Source organism: Adlercreutzia sp. CNCM I-6216, assembly GCF_977113345.1.
In genome coordinates this window covers 185,223-204,569 of sequence record NZ_CDSBIE010000001.1, presented here as the reverse complement: position 1 = coordinate 204,569, position 19,347 = coordinate 185,223, and the positions used below count along the sequence as shown (strand labels likewise).

17 protein-coding genes are annotated in these 19,347 nt (G+C 66.7%); 13 read left to right on the top strand and 4 right to left on the bottom strand.

Translation table 11 applies throughout. The annotated features are described in order from the left end of the window. Positions 1-77: 77 nt before the first annotated feature. Positions 78-638, bottom strand: a complete 561-nt coding sequence (locus ACYVRU_RS00900; RefSeq protein WP_461185603.1) for a gamma carbonic anhydrase family protein — start codon at positions 636-638, stop codon at positions 78-80. A 117-nt stretch (positions 639-755) separates the two neighbouring features. Continuing rightward, positions 756-1,784, bottom strand: a complete 1,029-nt coding sequence (locus ACYVRU_RS00895; protein WP_461185602.1) for a hypothetical protein — start codon at positions 1,782-1,784, stop codon at positions 756-758. A gap of 511 nt (positions 1,785-2,295) precedes the next feature. Here ACYVRU_RS00895 and ilvD point away from each other — a divergent pair. From ilvD to rnhA, 7 genes are all read left to right on the top strand, one after another. Then, positions 2,296-3,966 carry a dihydroxy-acid dehydratase gene (gene ilvD / locus ACYVRU_RS00890; RefSeq protein WP_461185601.1) on the top strand — a complete coding sequence of 557 codons (1,671 nt, stop codon included), beginning with the start codon at positions 2,296-2,298 and terminating at the stop codon, positions 3,964-3,966. Continuing rightward, entirely contained in the window at positions 3,963-6,077 is a 2,115-nt protein-coding gene (gene ilvB, locus ACYVRU_RS00885) for a biosynthetic-type acetolactate synthase large subunit (RefSeq protein WP_227069549.1), read from the top strand. Before ilvD ends, ilvB begins: the two co-directional genes overlap by 4 nt. Then, positions 6,074-6,556: an acetolactate synthase small subunit gene (ilvN, locus tag ACYVRU_RS00880; RefSeq protein ID WP_227069548.1), complete on the top strand. Its 483-nt coding sequence runs from the start codon at positions 6,074-6,076 to the stop codon at positions 6,554-6,556. Before ilvB ends, ilvN begins: the two co-directional genes overlap by 4 nt. Positions 6,557-6,593: 37 nt before the next feature. Beyond that, positions 6,594-7,589, top strand: a complete 996-nt coding sequence (ilvC, locus tag ACYVRU_RS00875) for a ketol-acid reductoisomerase (protein WP_227069547.1) — start codon at positions 6,594-6,596, stop codon at positions 7,587-7,589. A 261-nt stretch (positions 7,590-7,850) separates the two neighbouring features. Beyond that, the gene (gene tatA / locus ACYVRU_RS00870; RefSeq protein ID WP_173112839.1) at positions 7,851-8,123 is read left to right on the top strand and encodes a twin-arginine translocase TatA/TatE family subunit; all 273 of its coding nucleotides are present in this window, start codon (positions 7,851-7,853) and stop codon (positions 8,121-8,123) included. 210 nt (positions 8,124-8,333) lie between these two features. Further along, on the top strand, positions 8,334-9,797 hold the full coding sequence (locus tag ACYVRU_RS00865) for a helix-turn-helix transcriptional regulator (protein ID WP_461185600.1): 1,464 nt from the start codon (positions 8,334-8,336) through the stop codon (positions 9,795-9,797). Positions 9,798-9,884: 87 nt separating this feature from the next. Continuing rightward, positions 9,885-10,364 carry a ribonuclease HI gene (gene rnhA, locus ACYVRU_RS00860; protein WP_227069704.1) on the top strand — a complete coding sequence of 160 codons (480 nt, stop codon included), beginning with the start codon at positions 9,885-9,887 and terminating at the stop codon, positions 10,362-10,364. Positions 10,365-10,668: 304 nt separating this feature from the next. Here rnhA and ACYVRU_RS00855 read toward each other — a convergent pair whose 3' ends face one another. Beyond that, complete coding sequence (locus ACYVRU_RS00855) at positions 10,669-10,977, bottom strand: GHKL domain-containing protein (RefSeq protein ID WP_461185599.1); 309 nt, start codon at positions 10,975-10,977, stop codon at positions 10,669-10,671. On the opposite strand from ACYVRU_RS00855, the gene ACYVRU_RS00850 reads away from it, so the two are divergent. After that, a complete protein-coding gene (locus ACYVRU_RS00850) occupies positions 10,951-11,517 on the top strand; it encodes an FAD-binding protein (protein WP_461185598.1) in 567 nt (188 codons plus the stop codon). The genes ACYVRU_RS00855 and ACYVRU_RS00850 overlap by 27 nt on opposite strands. A gap of 15 nt (positions 11,518-11,532) precedes the next feature. Here the strand turns inward: ACYVRU_RS00850 and ACYVRU_RS00845 are convergent, their stop codons facing one another. After that, positions 11,533-12,756 (bottom strand): deoxyguanosinetriphosphate triphosphohydrolase family protein, encoded by a 1,224-nt coding sequence (locus ACYVRU_RS00845; RefSeq protein ID WP_302012464.1) that lies wholly within the window; start codon positions 12,754-12,756, stop codon positions 11,533-11,535. Between the two features lie 114 nt (positions 12,757-12,870). Here ACYVRU_RS00845 and dnaG point away from each other — a divergent pair, with 114 nt between their 5' ends. The 5 genes from dnaG to ACYVRU_RS00820 all read left to right on the top strand — a co-directional run bounded on the left by dnaG (position 12,871) and on the right by ACYVRU_RS00820 (position 19,288). Beyond that, the gene (gene dnaG, locus ACYVRU_RS00840; RefSeq protein ID WP_302012465.1) at positions 12,871-14,736 is read left to right on the top strand and encodes a DNA primase; all 1,866 of its coding nucleotides are present in this window, start codon (positions 12,871-12,873) and stop codon (positions 14,734-14,736) included. Between the two features lie 267 nt (positions 14,737-15,003). Continuing rightward, positions 15,004-15,546 (top strand): peptide deformylase, encoded by a 543-nt coding sequence (gene def, locus ACYVRU_RS00835; RefSeq protein ID WP_022739980.1) that lies wholly within the window; start codon positions 15,004-15,006, stop codon positions 15,544-15,546. Between the two features lies 1 nt (position 15,547). Continuing rightward, positions 15,548-16,486, top strand: a complete 939-nt coding sequence (fmt, locus tag ACYVRU_RS00830) for a methionyl-tRNA formyltransferase (protein WP_223901123.1) — start codon at positions 15,548-15,550, stop codon at positions 16,484-16,486. Then, complete coding sequence (locus ACYVRU_RS00825) at positions 16,479-18,512, top strand: transcription antitermination factor NusB (RefSeq protein WP_223901122.1); 2,034 nt, start codon at positions 16,479-16,481, stop codon at positions 18,510-18,512. The genes fmt and ACYVRU_RS00825 overlap by 8 nt, the downstream gene beginning before the upstream one ends. 191 nt (positions 18,513-18,703) lie before the next feature. Continuing rightward, a complete protein-coding gene (locus ACYVRU_RS00820) occupies positions 18,704-19,288 on the top strand; it encodes a helix-turn-helix domain-containing protein (protein WP_227069540.1) in 585 nt (194 codons plus the stop codon). Positions 19,289-19,347: the final 59 nt, after the last annotated feature.

Below are 19,347 nucleotides of genomic sequence, written 5' to 3'. Positions count from 1 at the left end.
CGTATTTTGTCCAAAATGAGAAAAGTGCTCTTCCTTGGAAACAGTTCTGGGCTGATGCGGCTCGGAGGATCTGCCCGCTAGTCCTGCGCGAGCGCGATGGTGCGCGCGTCGGCGGGAATGTCGGCGCCCCAGTAGAGGATGCCCTGTTCGGCCAAGTCGCGTCCGATGGCGGCATAGCCCCGGGCCGCCTCGCGGTTGCCCTCGATCTCCTCCAGGGTGAGCTGGCGGCGCACCTTCGCCGGCACGCCCACCACGAGCGACCCCTCCGGCACCTGCGTACCCTCGGTCACCAGAGCGCCCGCGGCCACCAGCGAGTTCGCGCCGATGACGGCCCCGTTCATGACGACGGCCCCCATACCCACGAGCACGTTGTCGCCGAGCGTGCAGCCGTGCACCACGGCCCCGTGCCCGATGGTCACGCCGCGGCCCACGATGCAGTCCTGGTTGAAATCGAGGTGCAGGCAGCTGTTCTCCTGCACGTTGGAGCCCTCGCCCACGACGATGCGGCTGCCGTACTCGCCGCGCAGGGTGGCGTTGAACAGGATCGTGGCGTCCTTGGCCACTTCCACCTGGCCTACCAGCGTGGCGTTGGGGGCGATGCGCGACTCGGGATGTACGGTGACTTGGCGGTAGTTCATGGGGTCTCCTCGCGACGAATTCCAAAGGTCAGCCCCACATATTACTGTTCTTCGGAAGCGGCGAAAACACCCAAACGGTTGGAATCGTTGCGAAGATCTGCGGTGCGCCCGTCTTTTTTAGGCCTCATGCACCGTGAAGGCGAGGGCGGCGGCGCCGGTGATGTCGCCGAAGGCCCATCCCTTGGCAGAACGGCTTGCGCTTGTCGGGTCGTGCAGCACGATGCGGGAGTCCTTGTCGATGTCGTCGAGCACCACCACCGAGGCAGCGGGCGCGAAGGTGCCGGGCTGTGTGACGACGAGCACGGGCACGTTCGAGACGATTGCGTGGCGCAGCGTCCGGTCGTCGACGGCCATGGGCTCGACGGCGAGCCCGAAGGCGGAGCCCGCTTGCTGCAGGAAGGCGCCGATGGTGTCGACGCCGGCGGCCGTGAGATCATGGTCGGTGGCCCATTGCGCGAACTCGACGGGAGTGTAGGTGGTGTCGCCGGTCGCCGCCACATAAGCCATGGCCAGGGACACCGGCGCCGCGCCGGTGGAGGCGAGCGTGGCCTGGCCGTAGGGCACATCGGCCCAAGAGGTGTCGCTTTGGTATAGCGAGGGCACTACGCCCTGCTCCCACCGGTCCACGGCCGTGCTCTGGGCGGCGCCCGCATCAGCGGTGGCGTAGGGCGAGCCGGCCGCCGCCGGCGCCGGCAGCAGCCACCAATAGGCCAAAAGCGCCACAAGGAGCAGCACCAAGGCCGCGGCCACCGCGAAAATCGCCAGACGCAGCCCTTGGTGGGCCCGCATCATGGGAACGAACCCCTGGGCCTTCAGCTCGGAAAGCTGCGGATGGTTCGAGGCATAGGCGCGGAAGGCGTGCCATGACGGCGTGAGCATCGGATGCTCGGCGCGGTCGGTCAGCTCGAGGGTGACGGGGTCGGGAACGAAGTTGCTCGCGGCGGCAGCGCGCGGATGCAGCGAGGCGGCGCGCACCGTGCCGGTCGCTTGATCGGTGCTTTGCGGCCGCGTGACGCCCCGGGAGCCGCCGGCAACGGAGGGACGGCAGGGGTGAGGGGAGCGGGGCTTCGGCTTTGCCTCGGAGCTGCCCGCAGGAGTGGCTCCGGTTGCCGATACCTTGCGACGATGGACAGTGGCAGTGCTCATGGCCGTATCCTCTCCTGAATAGACAGTTCCCTTTCCCGACCAGTTTACGGAAGGGGCGATCGGCGGGGATGACGGCTCGTCAAACGTCACGGCGGCGCGGCCCATTTGTCACCGCTCGTGCCCGTTTCGTCAGATTCCCGAAAAAAATATGAGCGAAAAGCCTTGCGAATGCCCGCGAGAGTGCTAAACTCCCGAGCCAAGTTAATACCGATGAAATGCGTTGACGAGGAAAAGTAGGGGCGAACCCATCTGAAGAGAGCCTACGGTTGGTGCGAGCAGGCGGTGGGCGACCCGAAAAGCCACCTCCGAGCAGTTCGGTGCGAACGACCTTTCGACTGCCAGGCTTACCGCCGGGCCGAAAGGGGCAAGTAGCGTCGGACCGGCGACACCGTTATCTGTCGTAGAGCCTCCCTGCGCGTGTTACCGCGCGGGCGTCTCGTTTTCCGGCCCGGTGCATCTTGCAGCGGGTTTTTGTGTTTTTGGCGTTGGAACGCGAGAGGAAGCGAGGCCTATGGAGTTGAGAAGCGACCAGATCAAGCGAGGGGTGGCGCGCGCGCCGCACCGCAGCCTCTTGAAGGCGGACGGCATCACCGACGAGGAGATGGATCGCCCCTTCATCGCGGTGCTGGGCTCGCGCAACGACATCATCCCCGGGCACACCCATCTGGACAAGATCGCCGAGGCCGTGAAGGCCGGCATCTATATGGCCGGCGGCGTCCCTTTCGAGATTTCCACCATCGGCGTGTGCGACGGCATCGCCATGAACCATGCGGGCATGCGCTACTCGCTCGTCTCCCGCGAGGTCATCGCCGATTCCGTGGAATGCGCTGCCATGGGCCACGCCTTCGATGGCCTGGTGTGCATCCCGAACTGCGACAAGATCGTCCCCGGCATGATCCTGGGGGCGCTGCGGGCGAACCTGCCCACCGTATTCGTCTCCGGCGGCCCCATGCTTCCCGGCACGGGCCCGGACGGGGAGGGCTCCACTGATCTGAACACGCTCTTCGACGGAGCGGGGAAGGTGGCGGCCGGCACCATGACCGAAGAGGAGCTCGCCTACTTCGAGGACACGGCTTGTCCCACCTGCGGCAGCTGCTCGGGCATGTTCACGGCGAACTCGATGAACTGCCTGTGCGAGGCCTTGGGGATCGCCCTTCCGGGCAACGGCACCGTGCCGGCCGTCTACTCCGAGCGCATCCGTCTGGCCAAGCGCGCCGGCATGAAGGTGATAGAACTGCTCCGCGACAACGTGCGCATCAAGGACATTTTGAACGCCGCTGCCGTGCACAACGCTATGGAATGCGACATGGCCTTCGGCGGCTCCACCAACACGGTGCTGCACCTAACGGCCATCGCGAACGCGGCGGGGTGCCCCATCACCATGGCCGACTGGGATGCGGCCAGTGCCCGCACGCCGCACTTGGTGAAGCTCGCGCCCTCCGGCCCGCGCCCGCTCATCGACCTGTACCGCGTCGGCGGGGTGCCGGCGGTCATGGGGGAGCTGGGGCGTCTGGGCCTGCTCGACGAGAGCGCCCTCACCTGCATGGGGCCTCTGCCCGAGTACCTGGAGAGCTGCTGCCCGCCGGCCGACGGCGAGGTGTGCCGTACGGGCGAGAACCCCTATTCCGGGGTGGGCGCCCTCAAGGTGCTCTACGGCAACCTGGCGCCTGACGGCTCGGTGGTGAAGAAAGCGGCGGTGGATCCGTCCATGCTGCGGCACACCGGCCCGGCCCGCGTGTTCGATTCGGAGGAGGCGGCCTGTGCGGCCATCGGCGCCGGCGCGATCGTCCCGGGAGACGTGGTGGTCATCCGCTACGAGGGACCGGCGGGAGGCCCGGGCATGCGCGAGATGCTCTCGCCCACCTCGGCCATCTGCGGCATGGGGCTTTCCACCTCGGTGGCCCTCATCACCGACGGGCGCTTCTCCGGCGCCACCAAAGGGCCGGCCGTGGGCCACGTGAGCCCCGAGGCGGCGGCCGGCGGCCCCATCGCTCTTATCTGCGAGGGCGATTCCATCACGGTGGACATCGAGGGCGGCGCGCTGACGCTGAACGTGAGCGACGAGGAGCTCGCGCGCCGGCGCGCGGCGTGGGAGCCCCCGGCGCCCAAGCACGATGCGGGCGTGCTGGCCAAGTACGCGAAACTGGTAACTTCCGCCGACAAGGGGGCGATCATCCTGTGAGCGACATCAACGACACGAAGGCAGCGGCCGGCGCGACGGCGGCCGAGGGCAAGTCCGCGCCCCAGGCCCGGCGCAACGCCGCCACCCAGGGGGCGCCCCGGGGCGCGGGATCCCGCACGGCCAAGCAGGGCCGCGCCATGCTCGGCGCCGAGGCCGTCATCGCGAGCCTCGAGGCCGAGGGGGTCACGACGGTGTTCGGCTACCCGGGCGGCCAGGCCATCAAGCTCTACGACGCGCTGTACGATTCCGACCAGATCACCCACGTGCTCGCCCGCCACGAGCAGGGGGCCGTCCACATGGCCGACGGCTACGCCCGCTCCACCGGGCGCGCCGGCGTGGCCATCGTCACCTCGGGGCCCGGCGCCACGAACACCGTGACCGGCATCGCCACGGCCTACATGGACTCCGTGCCCCTCGTCATCATCACCGGCCAGGTGGGGCGGGGGGTCATCGGCACCGACTCCTTCCAGGAATCCGACATTGTGGGCATCACGATGCCGGTGGTCAAGCACTCCTACCTGCTGCAATCCACCGAAGAGCTCACCCGCACCATCCGCGAGGCCTTCCACATCGCCGTCACAGGGCGCCCCGGTCCCGTGCTCATCGACATCCCGAGCGATGTGGCCGGCGAGACTATGGTGTTTCAGTACCCGGACGCGGTGAATCTGCCCTCTTACAAGCCCACCTACCGCGGCAACGCCAAGCAGATCCGCGCCGCCTGTCGCCTTTTGGAAGAGGCCGTGCAGCCCCTGCTCTACGTCGGCGGCGGCGTCATCGCGTCGGAGGCCACCGGAGAGCTCGTGGCTCTCATGGACAAGATGCAGATCCCCGCCGTCGTCACCCTCATGGGCAAGGGGGGTGTGCCCGCGAGCCATCCTCTGAACCTGGGGCCCGTGGGCATGCACGGGGCGAAGTACTCGAACATGGCCATGACCGAGGCCGACCTCATCATCGCCGCCGGTGCGCGCTTTTCCGACCGCGTCACCGGGCGCGTCACCGAGTTCGCCCCCAACGCGAAGATCGTGCACATCGACATCGACCCGGCGGAGATCGGCAAGATCCGCGATGCCGACGTGCCCATCGTGGGCGATTTGAAGGGGGTGCTCGCCGGCATGCTCGAGGTGCTCGAGAAGGACGGCGCCGTCCCGCGCGACGAGCAGTGGATCGCCGACATCGGCGCATGGCGCGCCCGCTACCCCTTCTACCACCCGAACATGGCCGAGAACGAGCAGACCGATGAGATCGTCCCCGAGCTCGTCATCGCCGAGCTGGGACGCCAACTGGATCCGGCGGCCTCCATCGTCACCACCGAGGTGGGCCAGCATCAGATGTGGGCGCACCAGTTCCTGCCCCGGGAGTTCCCGCGCACCTTCCTCTCCTCAGGGGGGCTCGGTACCATGGGCTTCGGCTTCCCGGCCGCCATCGGAGCGGCCGTGGCGAACCCCGATGCCACGGTGGTCTGCATCGCCGGCGACGGGTCGTTCCAGATGAACTCCCAGGAAATGGCCACGGCCGCCATCAACGGCGTGCCCGTGAAGGTGATGATCCTGGACAACCGCTGCCTCGGCATGGTGCACCAGTGGCAGAAGCTGTTCTACGACAAGCGCTATTCCCAGACGCTGCTTGAGCCCGTGCCCGACTTCGTGAAGCTGGCAGAGGCCTACGGCTGGGAGGGCGAGCGCGTGGAGGCACCCGGCGAGGTGGCCGCCGCTATCGGGCGCATGCTGGCTGCGGAGGGGCCCTATCTCTTGGATGTGGCCATTTCCCCCGAGCAGAACGTCTATCCCATGGTGGCGCCCGGTGCTGCCCTCGACAACGTCATGGGGGCGATCGATGTGGCCGTGGGCGCCGTGCGCACCGACGTGCCCGCTGCCCCGGGCTCCCCCCGGGCCCGGGCGGCCGCAGCTGCCGCGCCGGCCGCCACCTCCCCCTGCGCCAAGCTGGACGCCCAGTTCGGCGGCCGCTGGGAGATAGATCCCGAGGACACCGGCGCCCGTTTGGGCCAGGACGGCTCCACCGTGGACGTGCGCCCCGAAGACTGGAAGACGCTCTTCCGCGAGGCCGATGCCGAGATGCCGGCATTTTCCGAAGAGAAGGGAGGCGCGCGATGAAGCACGTTCTGTCTGTCCTGGTGGAGAACCGTCCCGGCGTGCTGTCCCGCGTGACGGGGCTCATCTCCCGGCGCGGCTTCAACATCGAGTCGCTGTCCGTGGGCCCCACCGAAGACCCCACCATGTCGCGGGTCACCGCCATCGTGCTCGCCGACGACGTGGCCTACGAGCAGATCACCAAGCAGTTGCACAAGCTCATCAGCGTGCACAAGATCACCGATCTCACCGACGAGGGCGCCATCGAGCGCGAACTAGTGCTGTTCAAGGTGAACGCCGCGCCCGAGCGCCGCAGCGAGATCATCGAGATCGCCAACATCTTCCGCGCGAAGATCGTCGACGTGGGCAAAAGCTCGCTCACCATCGAGGCCACCGGCGACGACGCGAAGCTTCGTGGCCTGGAAGACCTGCTGCGCGCCTACGGCATCAAGGAAACCGTCCGCACCGGCAAAGTAGCCCTCTCCCGCAGCTCGCGAGATTAGGAAATAGAAAAGGCAACAAGAGAAAGGAATCTCATTCATGGCCGTCACCATCTACTACGAGCAGGACTGCAACCCCGATATCATCAAGGACAAGAAGATCGCCATCATCGGCTACGGCTCCCAGGGCCATGCGCATGCGCTGAACCTCAAGGACTCCGGCTGCGACGTGCGCGTGGGCCTGCGCGAGGGCTCGCGCTCCATCGAGGCCGCCGAGGAGGCCGGCCTGCGCGTGACCGACATGGCCACGGCCGCCGAGGAGGCCGACCTCATCATGGTGCTCGTGCCCGACGAGCTGCAGCCCGAGGTGTACGAGACCTCCATCGCCCCGCACTTGAAGGCCGGTGACACCCTCGCCTTCGCCCACGGCTTCAACATCCATTACGGCTACATCACCCCGCCTGAGGACGTGAACGTCATCATGTGCGCGCCGAAGGGCCCCGGCCACATCGTGCGCCGCCAGTACACCGAGGGCTCCGGCGTGCCCGACCTCATCTGCGTGGCCCAGGACGCCACGGGAGACGCCTGGGATATTGCGCTGTCCTATGCCTGGGGCGTGGGCGGGGCGCGCGCCGGCGTCATCAAGGCCACCTTCGCCCAAGAGACTGAGGAGGACCTCTTCGGCGAGCAGGCCGTGCTCTGCGGCGGTCTGGTGGAGCTCGTGAAGGCCGGCTTCGAAACGCTGGTCGAGGCGGGCTATCCGCCGGAGCTCGCGTACTTCGAGTGCTACCACGAGATGAAGATGATCGTCGACCTCATGTACGAGAGCGGCATCCACTTCATGAACTACTCCATCTCCAACACCGCCGAGTACGGCGAGTACTACGCGGGACCGAAGGTCATCAACGAGCAGAGCCGCGAGGCCATGCGCGAGATTTTGGCCCGCATCCAGGACGGCACTTTCGCCGAGGAATTCGTCGCCGATTGCAAGAACGGGCACGCGTGGCTCCTCGAGCAGCGCGAGGCCATCAACACCCACGAGATCGAGAAGACCGGCGAGCGCATCCGCGGCATGTTCAGCTGGATTCACGAGTAGGAAAAATCTCCCATAGTTGTTCCGTAGGGGCTGACCCTTGGTCAGCCCTTTTTTGCGTAAGCTTCTGACCAGCGAAAACGAGCTTTGTCACGCAAAGGTGTGATAGGAAAATTTCTTCGCCGCGTGACAAAATCACGGGTCTGCGTGATAGGCAGGAGGCTTGGAAGGAGGCATAGTGGGCGGCGTCAAAACGCAAGAAACCGTGAAGCGCGGCGCAAGGTTGGAACCAGCCGGCTTCGAAGCAAAGAAGGAGACCATCTCATGAAGATTCTCGGACTGGGCGTGCCTGAGCTCGTTATCATCCTCGTCGTCGTGCTGCTCATCTTCGGACCGAAGAACCTCCCCAAACTCGGCGCCTCTCTTGGCAAGACCGTGAAGAGCCTGCGCGAGGGCATGGCCTTCGACAAGGACAAGGATGAGGAAGTCGAGGAGATCGTCGAGATCGTTGAAGACGAGCCCGAGGTCGCCTACGCCACCGCCGGCGAGTCCGAGACCAAGGTGGTCAAGAAGGTCGTTCGCAAGAAGGCCGAATAACATTCGTGAACCGTCCCTGCGCCTTCGGGTGCGGGGTTCGTTTCAACCCTCCCTCCCAAGAGAAGCGGCAGCTGCCCGATATGGTCAGCGCCGCTTCTCTTCATGTTGCCATAGGCGGTTCATTTCGTCGGATGTTTCCGTCGGCGGGAGCCGATTCGCTTCGTTGCGATAGAATACCTCATTGTTAATGCGAGCAAGAAAGGGGAGGCCATGGCGACGATGACGCTTTCGCGTTTGCGCCAAGCGCGCTATGCCATCCTCGGTTTCGGCTGCAACCAGGCCTTTCTCTTCGCCATGCTGTATTTGGGCTCCTATAACGAGAGCAGCCAGCACGGGTTCCTCATCGATCGGGCCGACCTGCTCTGCGTGCTCCTCGTCATGGCCGCCACCTTCGCGCTCATGACCCGCGAGCGTCCGCGTCGGCATCTGATGGCCGCGGCCGAGGGCCTCGCGCGCTGCTACGCGCTGCCGTTGGTGGGAGCGCTGTACCTCATCGTTGCGCTGCATAGCCTTGTGCCCGGCATTCCGTGGCTCGCGCTTGCCGCCATGGAGGGGCTGGCCGCCGGCGTTCCGCTCGCGCTCCTTCTATGCCGGTGGGGCCGGGTGCTGGGGGAGACTTCCATCGACCAGTCCGTGCCCGAGGTGTTCATTGGGAGCGCCCTTGGGGCGGCGGTGTGCTTCTTCGTCGTCGCCATTCCCGTGGAGGGCGCCTATATCCTACTGTACGTGCTGCCCGTGGGAAGTGCTTGGGCCCTGCGTGCGCTCGGCGAGCCTGATGGCCGCGACGCCGAGTCCGCGGCTGCCGACGATCCAACCGAGGAGGCCGCTAAGCTCTCCGGGCGCATTATCGCCGGCACGGTGGTCTACGGCTTGGCCACCGGCGCCGTGGAGGCCCTTGCCACCAGCGCTGATGGGGGAGCTGCGTCATCGCTTTCCGTCACCTTTGTGCTCTTCGTGCTGTACTGCGCCGCCGCACTGCAGCTCTACGGGGGCCGTCCGCTCTCGGTGGGCGTGCGCGCCGTGCTGCCCACGGGGCCCGATCAGGAAGTGGGGCCGCTCGGGGGCGCCTACCGGCTCGCCATCCTGCTCATGGTGGGCGGCTTTGTCGCCGTGCCGCTGCTTGAGAGCGTGGGCGTCTCTGGCGTGGCCGTGGTGCTCGCCGGCTACCTCGGGGTGTTCTCGGTGCTCGTCTCGCTGTTCCTCATCATGGGCCGCATCGGCGGCGGGGACGCGGCGCGCTCCTTCGCCCGGGGCTTCGCCGCGTTGTTCGCGGGCGAGATCACCGGCGTGCTCGTCGGCGGCGTGCTCGGGGCGCTCCCCGGCGCCTTCGACGTGTCGGCGGCGCTCGTGGCCCTGGCCGGCGTGGCGGTGCTGTACGCGTACCTGTTCCTGTTCACCGATCGCGACATGGCAGCGCTCTCGGTGGTCATCGCCCAGAGCGACCGTTTCGAGGAGGCCTGCGATCTCATCGCGCGCACGGCCAAGCTCTCGAAGCGCGAGGCCGAGATCTTGCCGCTCGCCCTGCGCGGCCGCACCGCCGAGCGCATCGCTGGCGAGTTCTTCATCTCGAAGAACACCGTGGACACCCACCTGCGCCGCATCTACGCCAAGTGCGGTGTGCACACCCGCCAGGAACTCATCGACCTGGGCGAGCGCACGGAAGCGGAGCTGTAGCCCATGACCGTGCAAGCTGGCTTTTCCTTCAACGACTTCGCCGCTGCGGGACACGTGGCGGCCTCATCCGAGCACCAAGGAGCTCCCATGGAAGTGACCCTTTACTCCGACGGCTCGTCCCGGGGCAACCCCGGGCCGGGCGGCTATGGCACCATTCTGCGCTACACGGCGCCCTCGGGCGCGGTGCACGAGAAGGAGCTCTCGGCCGGCTTTTCCTGTACCACCAACAACCGCATGGAGCTGCTCGGCTGCATCGTGGGCCTGGAGGCCTTAAAGCGCCCCTGCACGGTGACGGTGTACTCGGATTCGCAGTACCTCGTGAACGCCTTCAACCAAAACTGGGTGGCCGGCTGGCTCAAGCGAGGCTGGAAGAACTCGCAAAAGCAGCCCGTGAAGAACGTCGATCTGTGGAAGCGGCTGCTCGCTGCCAAAGAGCCCCACACCGTGAAGTTCGTTTGGGTGAAGGGCCACGCGGGGCATCCCGAGAACGAGCGCTGCGACGAGCTCGCCACCACCGCCGCCGACAACCCCGCCTGCCACCAGAAAGACAAAGGATTCAAAGAATAACGTACAAATGTACGACAACTTATGATATAATCGACATGGGGTTAGGCAGTGGGCTGCTTCTCTTCTGAAGGGAGGTGGCTTATGGTTACTTGGACTGAACTGCTAGCGTTTGTCCTCGTGCTGTTCGCGGCCATCAAGCTCGGGAAATCGCTTCGGAAGTAGCTGGGGCGATGGAAAGAGAAAGGCCGCCCCCTTGCGTTACGAAAGCGGCTCTTCAATCACATAACCCAAACTTATGTGAAGCAGCCGCCCGTAGCCGCGGGTGACCGCCTAACCCGTATTATAGCGAAATGCCGTGCCTTTTTCAAACGAGATCGGCAGCATCGCCGCCCTTCGTGGTGCGCGGCAGTGGCCCGTTTCCGGCGATGGCTCCGCGAAAGCGGTTCTGACAGTGGATGATTGCGATGTCGTTGCGGTAGGTGACCGAAAGGGAAAACTCGCGTGCCTCGCCCAGCGGCAGCTGGGAGGTGGCCTCGATGGCGTTGTCGGCGGCGTTGCCGATGAGTGTGCACAAATCGAAATCGTTGATGAAGCCCAGTCGACTCCCGTCCACGAAGAATGTCGGGCGTATGCCCGCGCCCAGGCATTGGCGGCGCTTCTCCGTGAGCAGCACGTCGAGCACGTTTATCCGGGCACGGGCGGCTTCCACGACGGCGGCTTCCTCCAGTCGCTGGAGGAGGAGCTGCCCCAAGTCATCGCCGCGGGAGCCGAGGGCCACAAGATTCGCGGCTGCGTCACCTATGCGGGCAACACACTGGAGGAGCTTGCCGACAACATGGGGCTTGCTGCCGAGGTGAAGGAGAACTTCCTCGCCTCCATGGCCCGCTATAACGAGATGTGCGCCCAGGGCGTCGACGATGATTTCGGCAAGGATGCCTTCCTCATGGACGCCATCGCAACACCGCCGTTCTACGCCTCGTGCGTTGACAGCAGCGAGTTCAAGCTCGGTCTCGTGGAGCTGTCGGGCCTGGTGACCGACGGCAATCAGCAAGTGCTGAACAGCGACGATGAGCCTATTCCTGGTCTGTATGCCACGGGCAACAGCTGTGGCGGACGCTTCGCCCTGCAGTACTGCACCCCCATCGCCGGTATCAGCATCGGGTGGGCCACCACCATGGGCAAGATCGTCGGCGAGACCGTGGCGGCGTTGTAATTCGTTCACTCAGCCCTAAAGGTCGGCGCAGTAACCGCGGGTTTGGATGCGGCGGTCGCTTTCCGGAAACAGGTGGCGGTAGATGGCCATGAAGTAGCTGTCAGTCATGGATGCCATGTAGTCCACCACGATCTGGTCCGGCTCGCCGGCTAGATATTCCGCAGGCACGATGGACCGCGACGCCGCGGCGAGGCGCCGCACATGGTGCTGGAAAATGGGACTTTCCCGGCGCTCTTCCAAAAGGTCGGCCAGAAGCCGCGCGTACATCTCCTCGAACATCTCCTCCACGAGGTTCTCGGTGTCGTCCACCATGCCCTCTTTCAAGTAGATGACCTCGTAGTTCTGCTTCTTCGCCAGCTTCAGGTCGCGGAAGACCTCCTCGCTCATGGCAATCTCCGGCTTGCCGTAGGAGTTGTTCACGATGTCCACGGTGAGGTTGTTGATGATCTTCGCGTTGGTCACGCCGATCGCCTCGGAATCGAAGGGGGAAAGCGAATCGATGACCCCCATGGCCAGCGCGTCCTGGCGATCCTTGCCGATGTAGGCGATCATGTCGGCCACGCGCACCACGCAGCCCTCCAGCGTGGAAGGGCGCAGGGTCTTGATGGTGGACTCGTCGGCCGTGCAGGCCTCCACCAAGTTGTCCAGCTGCTCGAACGTGGCCGTCTCTCCCAGGCGCAGCACCTGCTGGGCGAACTCGCCGTTGTGGCAGAGCACACCGTCGAGCGTCTGCAGCGAGATGTTGCGGCGGTACAGGTTGTCGAGCACCCGCACCGAGTGCACGTTGTGGTTGAAGGTGCGCCCGGTGCGCGCGTGGTAGCAGGCCGACAGAAAGCGCTCGCCGGCGTGGCCGAAGGGCGTGTGGCCCGTGTCGTGGCCCAGCGCGATGGCCTCGATGAGGTCGCAGTTCAGCCCGAGCAGGCTCCCGATGCCCCGGGCCACGCGGCTCACCAGCTGCACGTGCAGGCCGCGCCGCGAGATCTCGTCGTTCTCGGCGAAGGAGAACACCTGGGTCTTGTCGGCATAGCGGTTGTAGGCGGGCAGGTTCAAGATCTTCTCGATGTCGCGCACGAAGGCCGGGCGCGTGAGCGTGGCCCGGTCGTGGGCGAAGTCCTCGCGGCGCACCACGGCGTCGTCGTCGGTGCGGTAGGGGCTCGTTCGCCCGGCGGCCCGATCGGCCCGGATGGCCTCTTCCACGTCGGGATCGAGGGTAAGGTAGGGGACGTTGTTCTCTGCCATGGCTCGCTCGCTTTCGCTGATCGTTAGTTTTGCCGCTATTGTAGCTTGAGGAACATCTGTTTGCGAACGAGGTGCTATACTTTCCAGAAAACGACGAAGAGAAAGCGGGGGCGCGTGGCCGGCATCAGCGACGAGGATATCCAGAAAGTTCGCGACGCGAGCGATCTCGTGGCGGTCATCGGCGAGCGCACCCCCGTCAAGCAGAAGGGCCGCGACTTCTGGTGCTGCTGCCCGCTGCATCAGGAGAAGACCCCCTCGTTCAAGATCGACCCCGCCACCCAGCTGTGGCACTGCTTCGGCTGCGGGGAAGGGGGCGACGTCTTCTCGTTCATCATGAAGACCGAGGACTTCAACTTTCCCGAGGCCGTGCGCTATCTGGCCGACCGCGCCCACATCGACATCGCGGAGGACGCGCGGGGCGGGGGCGTGTCGCGCTCGGTGAAGAGCCGCATGAAGGAGATCTGCGCGCGCACGGCCGAGTTCTACCACACCCAGCTCATGCGCGGCCGCGGCGAGGGGCCTGACGCGGCGCGGAAGTATTTGGCCTCCCGCGGCTTCGGCGGCGAGGTGCCGAAGAAGTGGATGCTCGGCTACGCCCCGGGACGCGGCGCGCTCGTGCGGCACCTGTCGGCCTTGGGCTTCAAACCCGATGAGATGATCCGCGCCAACGTGGCCCTCGATGGGCGCGGGGGCCCGGTGCGCGACCGCTTCTACGAGCGCGTGATGTTCCCCATCTTCGACGCCCAGGGCGACTGCGTGGCCTTCGGGGGCCGCGTCATCGGCACCGGCGAGCCGAAGTACCTGAACTCCCAGGAAACGCCGCTGTTCCACAAGTCCCAGGTGCTCTACGGGCTTAATCAGGCGAAGGCTCGCATGGCCTCCACCGGCTGCGCCATCGTGGTGGAGGGCTACACCGACGTCATCGCGCTGCACGAGGCCGGGGTCACCAACGTGGTGGCCACCCTGGGCACGGCGCTCACCATGCGGCACATCCGGGTGCTCGCCAAGCACGCGCCCAAGAAGATCGTCTACCTGTTCGACGGCGACGCGGCGGGCCAGAAGGCGGCCGATCGCGCCCTGGCCTTCATCGGCGAGAGCATCTCCGACAAGAACCGCAACTCCGTGGAGCTCCTGGCCGTCACCCTGCCGAACAACCAGGATCCGGCCGAGTTCGTGCAAGCAGAAGGCGCGGAAGCCCTGGAGAAGGTGGTGGAAGGGGCGCTGCCGCTCATCGAGTTCGGCCTCGAGCGGCGCCTCGACAGCTTCGACTTGGACACGGCGCCCGGCCGCGATCGCGCGCTGGACGCGTGCCTGGCGGTGCTCGCCCCCATCAAGGACACGCTGGTGGCGAAGGACTACGCCGTGCGCACCTGGTCGCGCCTGCGGGCCCATGGCCGTCTCGGCATCGAGGAGGCCGACGTGCTGGAGCGCCTGGCGGCCCTGGAGGTGCCCCGCAGCGCCGGCGAGGAGGAGGCCGCCCCCGAAGCTTCCATGTCCCGGCCCGCGCGGCGCGCGCTTTCCCAGGCCGAGCGCAACCGCCTGCGCTTCGAGCGAGAGTTTCTGGCCCTGGCCTGCCAGCACCCGCTCGTGGGGCTCGCCCATGCCGACGCGCTCGCCCAGGTGCAGTGGCACGAGGAGGTGCACCGGCTTCTCGCCGAGAGCGTGCTGGCGACCCTCTCCGAGAACCCGGGCGCCGCACCGGCCGACATCGTCACGAAGGCGACGCTCGCCACGCCCCATGCTGCCCGCGTGCTCACCGCCGGGTCGTCCTATCCGTCGAGCACCCCGGAGGCCATCGGCGCCTACTTGGCCGAGGAGCTGGCCTTAGGCGATGCCGAGGAGGCCATAGGCGCGCTGACGGCCCAGATGAACGCCGGGGCCGACGCCGAGGAGGTCGAGCTTCTGCACGCCGCCGTCACCACCCTTCAGATGGACGTGGCCGCCCGCCGCGTCGCCCATCGGGCCCTTCCCGCCAGCTAGGGCGCCCATCGCTGTCCCGTAGGGGGCGACCTTGGTCGCCCCTCTTTTTGTCGTGCATGATCGTTCCGCTCGCCAGGGCTGACCAAGGTCAGCCCCTACGAAGGGGTAGGGGAGTGCCGTCCGTCCGTAGATTTCGCGGGTCATCTGGACAGAGGGGCGCTTCCGCATCACAATGTCCCAAGCAACTGATACGATCCCAGGCCCCCTCAGAGCTGCCCGGGGTTGCCGCAGCGCATTGACACTTCACTATACAGAGTAAGGAATACCGTGCTTCCCATTGTTATTTCCCCCGATCCCATTCTCGCCACGGTCTGCGAGCCGTGCGAGCCCGGCGACAAGTCGCTTAAGCGTCTCTCCAAGCAGATGGCCCACGCCATGTACAAGAACTACGGTTGCGGCATCGCCGCCCCCCAGGTGGGCGTCACCAAGCGCCTGGTCGTCATCGACGTCGACTGGGACGGCGAGAAGGGGGAGAAGAACCCCATCGTGCTCGTGAACCCCGAGATCGTGGAATTGGCCGGCGAGCCGGAGGAGGGCGGCGAGGGCTGTCTTTCGTGCCCCGGCGTCACCGTGCCGGTGAAGCGCCAGCCCTGGGCGCGCGTCCAGTACTACGATTTGGACGGCGAGTTGTGGGAGATCGAGGGCGACGGCCTGCTCGGCCGCTGCCTGCAGCACGAGATCGACCACTTGAACGGCAAGACGCTCTTCGAGAGCTGCGATCCGGTGACCCGCATCGAGGCGCTGCGCGCCTACGAGGAGGCCAAGGCCGCCGGCGCCCGCCCGGGCGACACCGATATCGAGGTGAAGTAGCGTGCGCGTCGTCTTCATGGGAACGCCCCGCTTCGCGGCGGAAATCTTGGACGAGTTGGCGGAGTTCCACGAGATCGCGGCCGTCTACACGCGTCCCGACGCCGTGCGCGGCCGGGGAAAGGCGCTCGTACCCTCTCCGGTGAAGGAGGTGGCCGAACGTCGCGGTTTTCCCGTGCGAACGCCGCGCACGCTGCGCGACGCCGCGGTGCTCTCGGAGCTCGCCGCGTTCGCGCCCGATGTCATCTGCGTGGCGGCCTACGGGGCGATTCTCCCCAAGGAGGTGCTCGACCTGCCGCCCTTCGGCTGCCTGAACGTGCACGGGTCCCTGCTTCCGCGCTGGCGCGGGGCGGCCCCCATCGAGCGGGCCATCCTCGCCGGCGACGAGGAGATCGGCGTGTGCATCATGGCCATGGAGGAGGGGCTCGACACCGGCGACTACTGCGTGTGCCGCTCGCTGCCCGCAGGTTCGCGCACAGCCGCCGAGCTCACCGAGGAGCTGGCAGCCCTGGGCGCCAGCTCGCTGCTCACGGCGCTGGCCCAGGCCGAGGGCGGCAATCTGCGCTGGGTGGCCCAGGACGAGGCGCTTGTCACCTACGCCGAGAAGATCGCCAAAGGGGAGCTGAACCTCGATCCTGCCGAGAGCGCCGTTGCGAACGATCGCCGCGTGCGTGCCTCGGGCGCCGCCCATCCCGCCCGGGCCGTCGTCGCCGGCCGGCCGCTGACGGTGCTGGCGGCCCGCGTGGCCGACGATGCTCCTGCCGACCGCCTGGGCTCCGGCGCGGCGGCCCTTATCGCGAACCGACTGCTTCTCGGCTGCGCCGAGGGGGTCTTGGAAGTAACCGAAGTAAAACCGGACGGCAAGCGCGCCATGGACGCGCGCTCGTTTGCCGCCGGCGTCCCCGCGCTGCGGGGCGAGGAAGGAACATGGTCCCGTGCATAACGATCATCGATCCCACAACCAGAGACGATCCTACGACCGAGCGAGCCAGGGCGATCGCAACGCCCAGGGCGGCGCGCGGCAGAACCGCGGGCCGCGCCCCGGCGGCAAGTCCGGCGACTTCCGCAAGGGAGGCAAGCCCGGTGGGTTCCGCAAAGACAGCAAGCCGGGTGGCTACCGCAAGGATGACCGGGGGCCTCGTGACGGGAAGCCGAGCGACTTCCGCAAAGGGGGCAAGCCCGGCGGGTTCCGCAAAGACGGGAAGCCGGGTAGCTTCCGCAAGGATGATCGCGGCCCCCGCGACGGGAAGCCCGGCGGCTACCGCAAGGACGGCAAGCCCGGCGGATTCCGCAAGGACGACCGGGGCCCGCGTGACGAGCAGCGATCCGACGCCGACCGGAAGGACTTCCGTGCCCGCGATGGCAAGCCAACTGGTGGGAGCGCCCCCCGCAAGGATTTCGGCCCGCGCACAGACCGCGGCCCTCGGCGCGATTCCCGCGAGGCGGGCCACCCGCGCGAGGTGTTCATCGACGGCAAGCTCATGGCGGCCCCCGACCAAGACGTCCCGCAGGATCGCGGCCCGCGCTTCGATGGGCCTCGCGACGGCGGCCGCGGAGGCGCGCCGCGCCGCGACCAGGTGCGCCGGCAGAAGGCCCACAAGGCCACGACGGCCCGCGAGCTTGCCCTGGCGGCCATCCACCAGCTGAGGGAGCGCGACGCGTTCGCCCAGGACATCATCGCCAAGACCATCGATATCTCGCCCCTGTCGCGGGAGGATCGGGCCTTCGCCACCCGGCTCGTGCTGGGCGTGGTCAGCACGCGCGGCACCCTGGAGGACATCATCACGGGCTGCATGGACTCGCCCGACGATGCGGCCCCGGCAGTGCGCGACGCGCTGTGCCTGTCGGCCTACGAGATCGTCTTTTTGCAGAAGAGCCCCCATGCCGCCGTCGATCAGGGCGTCGAGCTGGTGAAGTCGGTGGCGCCGCGCGCGGGCGGTCTCGCCAATGCGGTGCTGCGCCGCGTGGTGCGCGCCAAAGAGGCCTTCCCCTTCGGCGACCCGCGCACTGATATCGCCGCCTATGCGCGGCTGCACGGTTTCCCGGTGTGGCTCGCCAAGCGGCTCATCGCAGAGCTCGGGCCCGAGGGCGCCCGCGACTTCATGGTAGCCTCGAACGAGCCGGCTCCGGTCTACATCGCCGTCAACGCGCTGAAGGCCGCCACCGACGAGGAGGTCGTCTCGGTTCTCGCAGCGGCTCACGCTGGGCCTGAAGCCATGGCGCTGGGCGGCTGTGCCGTACCCGGCTGCTACAAAGTGGCGTCGGGCGTGCCCCTGCTCGATGGCCGTGTGCGCCGCATGATAAACCAGGGCTTGCTTCTCGTGTCCGACGCCACCTCCCAGGCAGTGGCGGATCTGGTGGTGGGAGATACGGCACCGGAGTCGTTCTTGGAGATCGGCGCCGGCCGCGCCACGAAGACCATCCTCGACCAGAGCATCGCCTACCGGCGATACGGCAAGCAGATCCCCGAGTACGTCACCGTTGACGTGCACGCCTTCAAGACCAAGCTGCTCCAAGAGCGCGCCGAGCAGTACGGGGCGCACGTGAGCGAGGCCATCATCGGCGACGCCACCGACTTGGACGCCCTGGTGGGCGAGCGCACTTTCGATCGCGTGTTCATCGACTCCCCGTGCACGGGGCTGGGCACGCTCCGGCGTCATGCGGACATCCGCTGGCGCCTGCGCCCCGAAACCATTGCCGAATCGGCCGAGCTGGACGCACGTCTCTTGGAATCGGCGGCATCCCATGTGGCTCCCGGCGGCATTCTGGCCTACGCCACCTGCACCGTCACCCACGAGGAGAACGCCGATGCCGTGGAGGCCTTCCTGGCCACCGAGGCCGGTGCCGCCTTCGAGGTGGTGCCCTGCCGAAACCCCGACCTCGACATCGAGCTGCCGTTCTTCTCCACCGTCCTGGAGCCCGGCGGCCCCGACGCCCACTTCCTCGCCCTCCTGCGCCGCAAAGCCTAGGCTCGCGCGCACCGCGATCTTAAGGCGCCCTTCGGGGCGCCTTCGTTTTCGCGTCTGGCGATGGCGAAGCTGCGGGAAAAACTATAGGCGCATCGCCGACTTTTTAACCGATTGGAAATGTTGACCGCCGAGATGCCAGTAAAATAGCGTGCTACAGTCATTTTCGAGAACCGATAAGGAGGTCGCAGGTCGTGGAGCCGAATATCAAAGAGGTGGCGGGGCGTATTCGCGCTCTGCGAGAGGACATGGACCTCACATTGCAGGAGATGGCCGAGGCCACGGGCCGGTCGACGGCGGAATACGCCGCACAAGAGTCCGGCGAGGAGGACCTCTCCTTCACCTTCCTGTACAAGTGCGCCGAGAAGTTCGGCGTCGACGTCATCGAGCTGCTCACCGGCGAGAACCCGCACCTGACGGGCTACTCGCTCACGCGCGAGGGCGCGGGCCTTTCCATCAAGCGCCGCGCTGGCTTCGAGTACCTGCACAAGGCGCCGCATTTCCGCCACAAGCTGGCCGAGCCCTTTGTGGTCACCGCCCCCTATTTGGAAGAGGAGCAGGACGTGCCCGTGCACCTGTCCCACCACGAGGGCCAGGAGCTCGACTTCATCATCTCCGGCCAGATGCGCTTCGCCTACGAGGATCACGAGGAGATCCTGAATCCGGGGGATGTAGTCATGTACGACTCCGGTCGCGGCCACGGCATGATTGCTACCGGAGGAGAGCCCTGCGTGTTCCTCGCCATTGTGATGAAGCCCGAGGGGGAGAAGATTATCTAGGCGGCCCGACTCGCGGGTGTGGCCGGCGTTCTTTGGCCCGGCCGCGCGCCCGCGCATCC

Excerpts from the sequence above, each read along its gene's own strand:
- ACYVRU_RS00900 (WP_461185603.1), bottom strand. The coding sequence starts at position 638 with ATGAACTACCGCCAAGTCACCGTACATCCCGAGTCGCGCATCGCCCCC.
- ACYVRU_RS00895 (WP_461185602.1), bottom strand. The coding sequence starts at position 1,784 with ATGAGCACTGCCACTGTCCATCGTCGCAAGGTATCGGCAACCGGAGCC.
- ilvD (WP_461185601.1), top strand. The coding sequence starts at position 2,296 with ATGGAGTTGAGAAGCGACCAGATCAAGCGAGGGGTGGCGCGCGCGCCG.
- ilvN (WP_227069548.1), top strand. The coding sequence starts at position 6,074 with ATGAAGCACGTTCTGTCTGTCCTGGTGGAGAACCGTCCCGGCGTGCTG.
- ilvC (WP_227069547.1), top strand. The coding sequence starts at position 6,594 with ATGGCCGTCACCATCTACTACGAGCAGGACTGCAACCCCGATATCATC.
- tatA (WP_173112839.1), top strand. The coding sequence starts at position 7,851 with ATGAAGATTCTCGGACTGGGCGTGCCTGAGCTCGTTATCATCCTCGTC.
- ACYVRU_RS00865 (WP_461185600.1), top strand. The coding sequence starts at position 8,334 with ATGGCGACGATGACGCTTTCGCGTTTGCGCCAAGCGCGCTATGCCATC.
- rnhA (WP_227069704.1), top strand. The coding sequence starts at position 9,885 with ATGGAAGTGACCCTTTACTCCGACGGCTCGTCCCGGGGCAACCCCGGG.
- ACYVRU_RS00845 (WP_302012464.1), bottom strand. The coding sequence starts at position 12,756 with ATGGCAGAGAACAACGTCCCCTACCTTACCCTCGATCCCGACGTGGAA.